Origin of the sequence: Methylocella tundrae (assembly GCF_038024855.1) — a bacterium.
Lineage (GTDB): Bacteria > Pseudomonadota > Alphaproteobacteria > Rhizobiales > Beijerinckiaceae > Methylocapsa > Methylocapsa tundrae.
In genome coordinates this window covers 1,250,584-1,263,115 of sequence record NZ_CP139089.1, presented here as the reverse complement: position 1 = coordinate 1,263,115, position 12,532 = coordinate 1,250,584, and the positions used below count along the sequence as shown (strand labels likewise).

12 protein-coding genes are annotated in these 12,532 nt (G+C 60.3%); 10 read left to right on the top strand and 2 right to left on the bottom strand.

The window, feature by feature from the left end; translation table 11 throughout:
• Positions 1–15: 15 nt before the first annotated feature.
• Entirely contained in the window at positions 16–711 is a 696-nt protein-coding gene (locus SIN04_RS08285; RefSeq protein ID WP_134488250.1) for a uracil-DNA glycosylase, read from the bottom strand.
• Positions 708–1,328, bottom strand: a complete 621-nt coding sequence (locus tag SIN04_RS08280; RefSeq protein ID WP_134488248.1) for an NYN domain-containing protein — start codon at positions 1,326–1,328, stop codon at positions 708–710. Before SIN04_RS08280 ends, SIN04_RS08285 begins: the two co-directional genes overlap by 4 nt.
• Positions 1,329–1,916: 588 nt before the next feature.
• Between SIN04_RS08280 and rpoZ the strand changes: the two genes are divergently transcribed.
• The 10 genes from rpoZ (at position 1,917) to rfaD (ending at position 12,461) form a co-directional block, all read left to right on the top strand.
• Positions 1,917–2,312, top strand: a complete 396-nt coding sequence (gene rpoZ, locus SIN04_RS08275) for a DNA-directed RNA polymerase subunit omega (protein ID WP_134488246.1) — start codon at positions 1,917–1,919, stop codon at positions 2,310–2,312.
• A 541-nt stretch (positions 2,313–2,853) separates the two neighbouring features.
• Positions 2,854–5,064 (top strand): RelA/SpoT family protein, encoded by a 2,211-nt coding sequence (locus SIN04_RS08270; protein WP_134488244.1) that lies wholly within the window; start codon positions 2,854–2,856, stop codon positions 5,062–5,064.
• Positions 5,065–5,256: 192 nt separating this feature from the next.
• A complete protein-coding gene (locus tag SIN04_RS08265; protein ID WP_134488242.1) occupies positions 5,257–6,009 on the top strand; it encodes a pyridoxine 5'-phosphate synthase in 753 nt (250 codons plus the stop codon).
• 14 nt (positions 6,010–6,023) lie between these two features.
• Positions 6,024–6,467 (top strand): holo-ACP synthase, encoded by a 444-nt coding sequence (gene acpS, locus SIN04_RS08260; RefSeq protein ID WP_134488240.1) that lies wholly within the window; start codon positions 6,024–6,026, stop codon positions 6,465–6,467.
• A gap of 354 nt (positions 6,468–6,821) precedes the next feature.
• Entirely contained in the window at positions 6,822–7,616 is a 795-nt protein-coding gene (gene lepB / locus SIN04_RS08255) for a signal peptidase I (protein WP_134488238.1), read from the top strand.
• Positions 7,617–8,330, top strand: coding sequence for a ribonuclease III (gene rnc, locus SIN04_RS08250; RefSeq protein WP_134488236.1), 714 nt, complete (start codon positions 7,617–7,619; stop codon positions 8,328–8,330).
• A complete protein-coding gene (era, locus tag SIN04_RS08245) occupies positions 8,327–9,262 on the top strand; it encodes a GTPase Era (RefSeq protein ID WP_134488234.1) in 936 nt (311 codons plus the stop codon). The genes rnc and era overlap by 4 nt, the downstream gene beginning before the upstream one ends.
• 144 nt (positions 9,263–9,406) lie before the next feature.
• The gene (locus SIN04_RS08240) at positions 9,407–10,291 is read left to right on the top strand and encodes a YicC/YloC family endoribonuclease (RefSeq protein WP_134488232.1); all 885 of its coding nucleotides are present in this window, start codon (positions 9,407–9,409) and stop codon (positions 10,289–10,291) included.
• 103 nt (positions 10,292–10,394) lie between these two features.
• The gene (gene gmk / locus SIN04_RS08235) at positions 10,395–11,006 is read left to right on the top strand and encodes a guanylate kinase (protein WP_134492364.1); all 612 of its coding nucleotides are present in this window, start codon (positions 10,395–10,397) and stop codon (positions 11,004–11,006) included.
• Between the two features lie 474 nt (positions 11,007–11,480).
• The gene (gene rfaD, locus SIN04_RS08230; protein ID WP_134488230.1) at positions 11,481–12,461 is read left to right on the top strand and encodes an ADP-glyceromanno-heptose 6-epimerase; all 981 of its coding nucleotides are present in this window, start codon (positions 11,481–11,483) and stop codon (positions 12,459–12,461) included.
• Positions 12,462–12,532 lie beyond the last annotated feature (71 nt).

Genomic DNA, 12,532 nt, shown 5'->3' with positions numbered 1-12,532 from the left:
GCTTTTTTTGAAAGCCTACCCCAACTCGTCGATCCGGCGTCGCACCGCCGCGAAGACCTCGCGAAACATCAAAGGCGTCAAAACGCCTGTGTTGGTGTTGTAACGCGAGCAATGATAGCTGTCGAAAAGACGGACCGGCGCGCCCTCCGGCCACCACAGATCATGCGTCGCGCCATGCGCGAATGCGAAGGAGGATAATTTCATCCCCGCTGCGCGCAGGACCGACTCATGCGCCACGCGGCCGAGCGCGACGATAACGCGAAGCTCGGGGCGATCCTCGATCGTCGCCTTAAGAAAGGGCCGGCAGGCCGCGATTTCCTGAGTCGTCGGCTTGTTTTGGGGCGGCACGCAACGTACGGCGTTGCTGATGGCGCAGTCCCTGAGGCGCAGGCCGTCGTCTGCGCTGGCGCGATAAATCCCTTCTGCGAAACCAAATTCGAGCAGGGTGGCGTAAAGCAGATCGCCGGCGAAATCTCCGGTGAAAGGACGTCCCGTCCGGTTGGCGCCTCTAAGTCCGGGCGCCAGCCCGACGATGAGCGCCCGCGCAATGGGATCGCCAAAGGTGGCGACCGGCGCGTTATGCCACGTCGGCTCCGCGACCCGGACGGACTGACGGAAAGCGACAAGGCGCGGACAGCGGGGACAATTGGGGCCTGGCTCGCTTCTGGCGTGACGCGACGGCGATTGGAGAGCCGAAGTGTCCGCGCTCACTCCAGACGGTCGTCCGCCAGTGCCGAATCGAACTGTTCGACCGGCGCAGTCCGGCGATCCTGAGCCGGCCTATGCTGCCGCTCGCCCCGTTCGCCGGAATCACGCCCGATTTTCGCGGCGAGATGGATGATGTCGATAAACTCATCCGCTTGTCGGCGCAGTTCGTCCGCCACCATCGCTGGCTGGGTGGCATTCGTCGAGACGACGGAGACGCGCACGCCTTTTCTCTGGACGGCTTCAACGAGGGAGCGGAAATCGCCGTCGCCGGAAAACAGCACGATATGGTCAAGATGCTCCGCCATCTCCATCGCGTCGACGGCGAGTTCGATATCCATATTGCCCTTGACCTTACGGCGGCCAAGCGAGTCCACAAATTCTTTGGCTGGCTTCGTCACGACGGAATAGCCATTATAATCCAGCCAATCAACGAGCGGGCGAATGGAAGAATATTCCTGATCTTCAACCAGAGCCGTATAGTAGAAAGCCCTGATCAGTTTGCCTCTACTTTGAAATTCCTTTAATAGACGCTTGTAATCGATATCAAATCCGAGCGTTCTAGCCGTCGCGTATAGGTTGGCGCCGTCGATGAAAAGCGCTATTCGCTCCTGGTCAGCCATATGTGTACTCTTCAAAATCATTGGGTTCCGTTTTTTCGCTCATTCGAACTCAGATCCTGAGGCAAAATTCAAAAATGCTCGGCGTTTTTTTATACGCGCCTAAGTAGGCGTAATTCAATTATTGAGGCGTGTGAAGGGTTCCCACAAAATTTAATAAAAATTGATGAACCCAGACCGAATTTTCTTAACGGGCCGCTTAAGCGCCTCGACCATTTGTCGGTAGGTCTATTTCGCGCATGAAGCGCAAAAATCGGCTTCTTTGAACGGCTTTTAGGAAAAAAATCACCGGCGAAGAGAGCCGCGCCCTTTGTTTATACCTCTAAATAGGGCGTTAACACTACACTCCAATGGTCACGCACGGTCATTGTTAATCATTTCGTCGCCCGAGCTTAAGCATACGCACGATCATGACCAAATCGCGTCCTAAACGACAAAATATTTTTATTTAAGGCCCATAATGAGGCTTTCGTCCAGCGCGCCTGTTCCGCTTAAGGTTGTCCTATCAAGATTGCGCTTGCCACCGGTGCGCGTTCGGGGATAGATCAACTTTAATCCCCAAATTGTCTCGAACGAAGGAGCGAGCGTTCTATGGCCCGCGTCACCGTTGAAGATTGCGTCGACAAGGTCGAAAACCGGTTTGAGCTCGTGCTCCTCGCGAGCCATCGGGCGCGCATGATCGCAGCTGGAAGTCATATCACGGTAGACCGTGATAATGACAAGAATCCCGTCGTGTCTTTGCGCGAAATTGCCGATTCGACTTTGACGCCTGACGATCTCAAGGAAGATCTCATCCAGTCGCTGCAGAAGCATGTTGAGGTGGATGAGCCCGAACTCGAGGCGGTGCCCGCCCTGTCGTCGGCGCAGCAGGACTCGCGCTCCGACGCCGCCGGAGACATTCAGTTCGACCGGATGACCGAGGAAGATCTCCTGCGCGGCCTCGAAGGGCTCGTGCCTCCGGCTGAGACAGAGGACGAAGGCGAGTAGCGCTCGCCACCGGCCGCGCCGCGCGAGTCGCTAAAGAAATCTCCCAGGCTTTTACAGCGCGCGGCCGCTGCGAAGAATGTCGCACGGGCGTCATAAACTAATCCCCGTGGACCCGCCCGGTTTGCGGCCGCGAAGATGATCAACGCCCGTTTTCGTGACAGTTGCGTGACGAACAGTTCTGGCTGAGCTGGAGGCGGAGGGTCTGGTTGTATCTGCCCCGGTTGTTCCGGCGCGGCCTCAGAGACGGCCGGCGGACGCAGAAGAGACAGGCCTCCGTCTCCTTCAAACCTGCGGGGCGCCTCCACAATCGCGCGACAAAACAGGCGCTTGTCGCCGCTCTTTCCAGATTTTTGCCAAGACTGGACATGTTTTAAGATATATTGTTTGAGAAACACGCGTTGTGTTCGGCTCATCGGGAACAGCAAAGCCTGCGCCGGCGCTCATTGCTCGGCAGCGTTGGGCGCGACGGCCGGCTCGATACGCCGATTCTCCGATACGCCGTCTTTCCTCATTGCTTCAACGCGACGGGTCCGTTCGAACCATGATGCGGCAATATGAACTCGTCGACCGGGTGCGGCGGTATAATCCGCAAGCCGACGAAGTATTGCTCAACCGCGCCTATGTCTACGCCATGAAGGCGCATGGCGCGCAGAAGCGCGCGTCCGGGGACCCTTATTTTTCGCACCCGCTCGAAGTCGCCGCAATCCTGACCGACATGAAGCTCGACGATGCGACGATCGTCTCCGCCGTGCTGCATGACGTGATCGAGGACACAGACTCGACGCGGGAGGAAATCGACCGGCTGTTCGGCCCGGATATTGGCCGCCTGGTCGATGGTCTGACCAAGCTGAAAAAGCTCGATCTCGTCTCGAAACGGGCGGCGCATGCGGAGAATTTTCGCAAGCTCCTGCTCGCCGTCGCGGAAGACGTTCGGGTGCTTCTCGTCAAGCTCGCCGATCGCCTTCACAATATGCGGACGTTGCATTTCGTGCCGGCGGAAAAGCGCGCGCGCATCGCTGAGGAAACGCTGGATATCTATGCGCCCCTCGCCGGCCGCATGGGCATGCAGGGCATGCGCGATGAGCTTGAGGATCTTTCCTTCAAGCATCTGATGCCGGACGCCTATGCGATGATCCAGACGCGCCTCGAGGATCTTCGCCAGAAGAATGGCAAGATCATTGCGACGATCGAAAGGGAGCTCGCCGACGAACTCGCCGCCCGCGGCATCAAGGCCCATGTCGAAGGGCGCCAGAAGCAGCCCTATTCGGTATGGCGCAAGATGGAGCGCAAATCGATCGCCTTCGAGCAATTGTCCGATATCTTCGGATTCAGGGTCGTCGTGCAAAGCGTCGAGGACTGTTATCGCGTCATCGGCGTCGTTCATACCAAATGGGCCGTCGTCCCGGGCCGCTTCAAGGACTATATTTCGACGCCGAAGCAGAATGATTACCAGTCGATCCATACGACGGTCGTCGGTCCCGGCCGGCAGCGCGTCGAGCTTCAGGTGCGCACGGAAACGATGCAGGACATCGCCCGTAACGGCATCGCCGCGCATGCGCTTTATAAAGACGGGGTCGCCGCGGACCGCGAGACGCTGACGGGGGAGAGCCGCGCCTATCAATGGCTGCGGCGGACCATCGAAATGCTGGCCGAAGGCGATACGCCCGAGGAGTTTTTGGAGCATACAAAGCTCGAATTATTTCATGACCAGGTTTTCTGCTTCACTCCGAAAGGCCGACTGATCGCTCTGCCGCGCGGCGCGACGCCGATCGATTTCGCCTATGCGGTCCATACCGACGTCGGCGACTCCGCCGTTGGCGCCAAGATCAACGGCTTGCACGCGCCGCTTCTGTCGGAGCTGCAGAACGGCGACGAGGTCGAGATCGCGCGGGCCGAGGGACAGGTTCCTCCCGCTGCCTGGGAGGGCCTCGTCGTCACGGGCAAGGCGCGTTCTGCGATCCGGCGGGCGACGCGCGAGGCGGTGCGTTCGCAATATGCGGGACTCGGGCGCCAGATCGTCACGCGCGCCTTCGAGCGGGCGGGCAAACCTTACGCGGAAGACAAGCTCAAGGCTGTATTGCCCCGGCTGGCTCGCGCAAGCGTCGAGGATGTCCTTGCAGCGGTCGGCCGTGGCGAGATGTTTTCCGGCGATGTCGTCAAGGCCGTCTATCCGGAATTCATGGAGGAGCGCAAGACGGCGCAAGCGCGTCCGCGCGGAGAACCCGGCTGGTTCGGCATGAAGAAGGGCGCCGGCCTCGTTTTCAAAATTCCGGGCGAGGGCGGCTATGAGCAAAATCAGAACTCCATCCCTATTCGAGGCCTGCAGGGCGATCTGCCTGTGCGCTTCGCGCCGAACGGCGGCGCCGTGCCGGGCGACCGCATCGTCGGCATTCTGACGCCCGGCGAAGGCATAACGATCTATCCGATTCAGTCGCCGGCGCTCACCGCCTTTGACGAACAGCCGGAGCGCTGGCTGGACGTGCGGTGGGACATAGACGAAGGACGGCACGAGTTCTTTCCGGCGCGCATCGTCATCACGGCGATCAATGAGCCCGGCGCGCTCGGCACGATTTCGAGCGTGATCGGCGATCACGCCGCCAATATCGACAATATCGTCTTCCGCCCACTCTCGGCGGATTTCCGCGAAATGACCATCGACCTCGAGGTCAACGACTTGAAGCACCTTAATGCGATCATTTCGAATTTACGTTCGCGGTCGGTTGTCAGCAAAGTCGAGCGGGTCAACGGCTAGGCGTCATGTAAACGCGCGCTTGCCGGGAATGGCTCGCTCCGCCGGCTCGATGTGGCCAAAGAACTCGGCGCCGATCGCGGGAGCGTCAACGCGAGCCCCAATCGTCTTCGAGGGATGCCGGAGGCGGTTTTTCGTGATAAGCGCATGCGCTCACAGCAAAAGCGCATCCAAATCAGCACAAAGCCGGCACCCATGACCCATCGTCCCCGTCTCGGCGTCAACGTCGATCATGTTGCGACCCTGCGTAATTCGCGCGGCGGCGCTTTTCCCGATCCCCTGCGCGCGGCTCTGGTCGCAATCGCGGCGGGCGCGGACGGCATAACCGCGCATTTGCGCGAGGATCGCCGCCACATCCGCGACGACGACATGGCGCGCCTCAGGCGGGAAATTTCGGCGCCGCTGAATTTCGAGATGGCGGCGACCGACGACATGGTCTCGATCGCGCTGGAGACGCGGCCTCACGCCTGCTGTCTGGTGCCGGAGCGGCGCAGCGAACGCACGACAGAAGGCGGCCTCAACGTCCATGACGGACATGATCATTTGAAGCTCGTCACGGCGGAGCTTGCGAGAGCCGGCGTGCGCGTCTCTCTGTTTATCGAGCCGGGACGCAGGGCCGTCGAGGCGGCGCGCTCGATCGGCGCGCCGGTCGTCGAATTGCATACCGGCGCCTGGTGCGACGCTCTCGCTCACGGCGAGATCGAGCGGGCCGATCATGAATTCGCCCGGATCAAGGCAGCCGCGACGCTGGCCGACCATCTCGCTATCGAATGTCATGCCGGCCACGGCCTCGATTTCATCACCGCCGAGGCGATTTCGGCGCTGCCGGAAATTGCCGAATTGAATATCGGACATTATCTCGTCAGCGAGGCGATTTTCATCGGGCTTGGGGCGGCGATCGAGCGCATGCGCGCGGCGATGGACGCCGGGCGGGCAAGGGCGGCTTGAGGCGGATTGATGCAATGATCATAGGGTTAGGCAATGATCTTTGCGACATTCGCCGCATTGAGGATTCGCTGGCGCGCTTCGGCGAGCGCTTCACCAACCGCTGCTTCACCGACGTCGAGCGCCGCAAATCCGACGGCAGGGCGGGGCGGGCGGCCTCCTACGCCAAGCGTTTCGCCGCGAAGGAGGCTTGCGCGAAGGCGCTTGGCACGGGACTGCGCTTTGGCGTCGCCTGGCGGGAAATGGGCGTCGTCAATCTTCCCTCGGGTCAGCCGACCCTGAATTTGACCGGAGGCGCTGCGAAGCGGCTGGAAACCTTGACGCCAAGGGGCTTTCGCGCCGTGCTGCATCTGACGCTCACGGACGAATATCCGTGGGCGCAGGCGCATGTCATCATCGAGGCGCGTGAAGATCCGGATGCGGTTCTGACCCCTCCCGAATCGGCGATCTACGAGGCCTGAGCCGAGGTTTCGCCGAGCGCGCCGAAAAATCTGCAACTTTTCGGCATTTGCCCGGCGCGCCCTGTACCGCCGTTTCGCTGCATGATAAGGAGCGAGGCTTCTGGCCTGGTTTCGCTGCGATTTTCACCGATTTTCGAGAGCCAGGCCGGCGGAAACGGCCTTTTCAGTCTAGAGCGCTTTCCGATCGAATGGAGTCATTCGATCGATCAGAAATCGCTCAAGATCCAAAAGCTTGAGCATATTCTTGTCGATCAGATCAAACCGATCTGATCGGAATATGCTCTAAGCGCCTCAGTTGCAGGCGAACCGTTTGGAAGGTTCGCTCCAAATTGCCCAGAAGAGAGAAAAGTTGAGATGACAGAGCCTGCGCGGTTGGACGGAAAAGGGGCTAAGCTCAAGCCCCAGGCGAAGGAAGGCGGCATTGGCGAGACGATCAAGGTCGTCGTCCAGGCTCTGCTGATCGCTCTCGTCGTGCGGACTTTTCTGTTCCAGCCCTTCAACATTCCATCAGGGTCGATGATACCGACGCTGCTTATCGGAGATTATCTGTTCGTCTCTAAATATGCCTATGGCTATTCGGATCATTCCTTCCCGTTCAGCCCCGATCTCTTCAAAGGGCGCATCATGGGCTCCGCGCCAAAGCGGGGAGACGTCGTGGTGTTCAAGCTGCCCCGCGATGGAACGACCGACTACATCAAGCGCGTGATCGGTCTGCCCGGCGACAGAATCCAGATGAAGGAAGGGCGCCTCTATATCAATGACGAACTGGTCCCCCGCACGCCGATCGCCAAAGCGCATACGGAAGATTTCTATGGCCGCGAGACCGACGTTCCGACCTATGAGGAAACGCTCCCCGGCGGCGTCAAGCACACGATCATCGAAATTCAGGGCGATACCGGCTTCAACGACAATACGCCAGTGTTCGTGGTGCCGCCGAATAACTATTTCATGATGGGTGACAATCGCGACAATTCGACCGACAGTCGTGTTTCGCCGGATCAAGGCGGCGTCGGCTATGTGCCGTTCCAAAATCTCGTCGGCCGCGCCGAGTTGATCTTCTTTTCCGTCGGCAAGGGAGAACCCGCCTGGGCGTTCTGGGAATGGCCCTGGACCGTCCGCTGGGATCGGATGTTGAAACCTGTGAAGTAGATGACGGGCCGGCAGCCGGACGTAAGCGCGCTCGAGGCGCGCATCGGGCATCATTTCGACGCGGGCGGTCTTATCACCGCCGCCCTGACGCATGTCAGCGCGGCGGCGGGCGCCAAGCGAGAGACCTATCAAAGGCTGGAATTTCTCGGCGATCGCGTCCTTGGCCTCGTCGTCGCGCAAATGCTCTATGAAGCTTTCCCGGACGCAGATGAGGGCGAATTGTCGCGCCGCCTTGCCGACCTCGTGCGCAAGGAGAGTTGCGCGGAAGTCGCGCTGGAATGGGGTGCGCAGGCCTTCGTGCGCCTCGGCGATAGCGAGAAGCAGAGCCCCGCCGTGAACACGGCGATACTCGGCGATATATGCGAATCAATCATCGGGGCGGTCTTTCTCGACGCGGGCTATGCGGCGGCGAAAGCTGTCGTCACGCGCGCGTTTGAACCACGGATGCGCTCGCCGCGCCGGCCATTGCGCGACCCGAAGACGGCGTTGCAGGAGTGGGCGCAGGCCCGCGGCCTGCCGCCTCCCTCTTATCGCCAGACGGCGCGCGAGGGCCCAGACCACGCGCCGGAATTTACCATCTGCGTCGAAATCCCAGGCTACGCGAAAGCCGAGGCGAAGGGTTTGGCGAAGCGGCTCGCCGAGCAGGCGGCCGCCGCGGCCTTCATGGCGCGTGAAAACATCAATGAATCCGGCGGCCAGAAAGGCGTGGCGTGAACGAAGCTTTGGGTGCAGGAGGCGGCGCCGACGGCGCGCAGGAGACGCGCTGTGGCTTTGTCGCCCTGATCGGCGCGCCGAACGCCGGCAAATCGACGCTGATCAATCAGCTCGTCGGAGCGAAAGTCTCGATCGTTTCGCGCAAGGTGCAGACGACGCGCAGCCTCGTGCGCGGCATCGCCATCGAGGGGATGGCGCAGATCGTCTTTGTCGACACGCCGGGAATTTTCGCGCCGAAGCGAAGGCTCGACCGCGCGATGGTGACGTCCGCCTGGGGCGGGGCGGGGGACGCCGATGCGGTCGCCCTCCTGGTTGATGCGCGCAAAGGCGTCGACGACGAGGTCGAGGCCATTCTGGCGCGGCTGCCGCAAGTCGGCGGCGCCAAAATTCTTGTCCTCAACAAGATCGATACGGTCGAGCCGCCGAAACTTCTCGAATTGGCCGCCCGGCTCAACGGCGAGCTGTCATTTGCCGACACATTCATGATTTCCGCGCTGCGCGGGCATGGCGTGCCAAAACTGAGAGCCGCGCTCGGCGCCATGATGCGGCCGGGGCCGTGGCTCTACCCGGAAGACCAGATCTCCGACGCGCCCTTGCGCTCCCTCGCCGCCGAAATCACGCGCGAAAAAATCTTCGAACGGCTGCACGACGAATTACCCTATCAATCAACGGTCGAGACGGAGCTTTGGAAAGACATGCCGGATGGCTCGGCGCGCATCGAACAGACGATTTATGTCATGCGCGAGGGCCACAAGAAAATCGTCATCGGCGAGGGCGGACGCACCATCAAGGCGATCGGCAGCGCCGCGCGTAAGGAAATCATGGAAGCCACCGAGCAGACGGTGCATTTGTTCCTTTTCGTAAAAGTGCGTGAGAATTGGGCTGATGATCCCGAGCGCTACCGCGAAATGGGACTCGATTTCCCGAAATAGGCGGGAATGATCCGAAATTCACAGAATTTCGGGTCAGATTTCCCTCGAGATCGCCCGGCTTTCCGGCGCGTAACTTGAGCCAGCCGCCGCGCGGCCCTATGTTGCGCTCAAGCCCCCGCTCCTCCAGCATTCAAGTTTAAAACAATGACAATCGCCAGCATGACTGGTTTTGCCCGGATCGCGGGCGGCGTCGGCGCCTACAGCTGGGCGTGGGAGCTCAAATCCGTCAACGCCAAGGGTTTCGACGCGCGGCTGCGTTTGCCGCCGCCTTTCGAGGCGGTTGAAGCTGACGCGCGCCGAAGGCTCGTGGACCGGCTGGCGCGCGGAACGCTTTACGCGACCCTGTCGGTCCAGCGCGAGGCTTTGAACCCGGATATCCGCATCAATCACGAGCTCCTCGGCAAGCTCGTGGCGGCGGTGGCTGACGTCGATCTTTCCCGAAATCTTGAGCCGGCGCGCCTCGATGGGCTTTTGTCCATGCGGGGCGTCGTCGAAATCATCGACGCAGCCGAAACCGAGGCTGCGATCGCCGCCGCCCGCGCGGGCGCGCTGGAAGATCTCGACAAGGCGATCCAGGCCTTGCTGGCGATGCGGCGAAGCGAGGGCGCGGCTCTGTCGTTCGTGCTGGATGCCCGTCTCGACCGAATCGACGCGTTGACGCAAGCGGCCGAAGCCAATCCGGCAAGACAAGCTGACGCGGTTAGGGCGCGGCTCGAACAAACGATTGCAACCCTCTGCGAAAGCAGCAATCTGGATCCAAACCGCCTCCATCAGGAGGCGATGATTCTGGCGGCGAAAGCCGATATCAGGGAAGAGCTCGACCGGCTGGCGACCCATCTTTGCGCGGCGCGCGATCTCCTCGCGGCTGGCGGCGTTGTCGGCCGTCGGCTGGATTTCCTTTCTCAGGAGCTCGCGCGCGAAGCCAACACGCTTTGCGCCAAATCGAACGATGCGAGCCTCACGACCATTGGCCTCGAACTGCGCGTTGAAATCGAGCAGTTTCGTGAGCAGATTCAGAACATCGAGTAGGCTGATGCATCCAGACGAGGACCGCGCGACACAGGGGACAGGCCGGAACGCGGATGACGCGAACGATCTGCCGCGACGCAAAGACGCAGGCCGGCGCGGCTTTATGCTGATCCTCTCGTCGCCCTCGGGAGCCGGCAAAACGACGCTGACCCGCATGTTGCTCCAGACCAAGGAGCTTGATCTCACGCTGTCGATCTCGGTGACGACGCGGCCGCGCCGGTCGAGCGAAGTCGACGGCATTCACTACACCTTCATCACGCGAAAACAGTTCGAGGCGCTGCGTGACGGCGGCGAACTGCTCGAATGGGCGGAGGTGCATGGCAACTGCTACGGCACACCGCGCGAGCCCGTCGAAAAAGTGCTGGCGCAGGGGCGCGACGTCCTGTTCGACATTGATTACCAGGGCACTCAGCAGGTCAAGCAAAAGACGGCCGAAGACGTCGTGACGATCTTTATCCTGCCGCCCTCGATGAAGGAGCTTCGCGCCAGGCTCGAACGCCGCGCGGAAGATCCGCCAGAGGTCATCGCCAAGCGGCTCGAGAATGCGCGCAATGAAATCCTGCGCTGGACCCAATATGATTATGTCTTGGTGAATCGCGATCTGCAAACGACCTTCAGCGATCTTTTTGCCATCCTGACCGCCGAGCGGCGGCGCGCCGTTAGACTAAAGGCGGGGATCGGCGCTTTCGTCGAAGAGCTGCTACGGGAGAGTTAAGCGAGAGGGATTAACCAAATGGGCCTGTATAGACCATGCGGAAGCCTCTAGAGAGCTGCGTTTGGGCGGTGCGCCGCATGGCTTTTGAATAGGGACATTTCGTGCTAAAAGAGCTTTGTCTGTATAGCCGTTCAAAGCGTCGGCGCGACCTTGGGCCGATCGCAAACAATACACAGTTTTCTTGAGGAAATGCTCAACGGAACCCCGCCGGCTCCCGCTTGAGGGGTTGGTGTGTCCGCGCGGCCGGGATATCCGGGCGCGCCGGCCGCTTAAGCTTTGTTTTAAGTCTGGAGTCAGTATCCTTTTGTTTTAAATGATCTTCCTTTCTGGGGGAGGCCACTCGTTCCGAAAGGCGGCTGCGCATTTTTCGAAAATTATGCTAAAGCTGAACAGGACGTACCGACTGGCGATGCTCGTCCGTCAACGCTCTTTCGCACGACCCTGACGGGCGTATCGACGTAACGGGAAGGCGCTATGATTTTTGTAACAGGCGGGACCGGGTTCATCGGCTCCAATATCGTCGCGACGCTGAACGAGCGCGGCGTCACCGACATCATCATCCTCGACTCTCTTGGTCATGAATCGAAGTGGAAAAATATCGCCAAGCGGCGCTTTTACGATGTCGTCACGCCAGACAGGATCGAGAGTTTTCTGAGCACGGCGCCGCGCGCGGAAGCGGTGTTCCATATGGGCGCCATTTCTTCGACCACCGCTTCGGACGGCGATGAAATCCTGCGCACAAACTTTCAGTTGTCCGCCAGATTATGGGATTGGTGCGCGCGGCAGCGCACGCCCTTCATCTATGCGTCCTCGGCCGCCACGTATGGCGATGGTTCAAATGGCTTTACTGACGATGAGTCGGCGCCCGCGCTCGATAAGCTTCGCCCGCTCAATCTCTATGGCTGGTCGAAACACGCTTTCGATCGCTGGGCGCTGGAGCGGGTCGCGGCGGGGATAGCGCCGCCGCAATGGGCCGGGCTGAAGTTCTTTAACGTCTATGGGCCAAATGAGTCGCATAAGGGCGACATGCAGAGTCTCGTCGCCAAAAATACCGCCGCTGTTGCGGCGGGGGAGACCATCTCGCTTTTTAGATCCCATCGCGAGGACTTTCGAGACGGCCAGCAACTGCGGGACTTTGTCTATGTCGCCGATTGCGTCGCGGTGATGATGTGGCTTCTGGAGCACAAGGACGTCTCCGGTCTATTCAATCTGGGGACAGGCAAGGCGCGCTCTTTTCTTGATCTTACTCTGGCGATTGGCGCAGCCCTGAACAAAAATGTGGATGTGCGGTATGTCGACATGCCGCTGAGCATCCGCGATCGCTATCAGTATTTTACGCAAGCGGACATGAGCAAGCTTCAGCGCGCCGGCTGCAACATTCCGTTTCATTCTCTCGAGGGTGGAGTTGCAGATTATGTTCTTTCTTATCTCACGCAATCCGATCCTTACCGGTGATGCGGAGGGAGTGGGCGACGCCCATGGGGCGTGACAATGACGCGCTTTTTTTCCCTGGTGGACTATGTTAA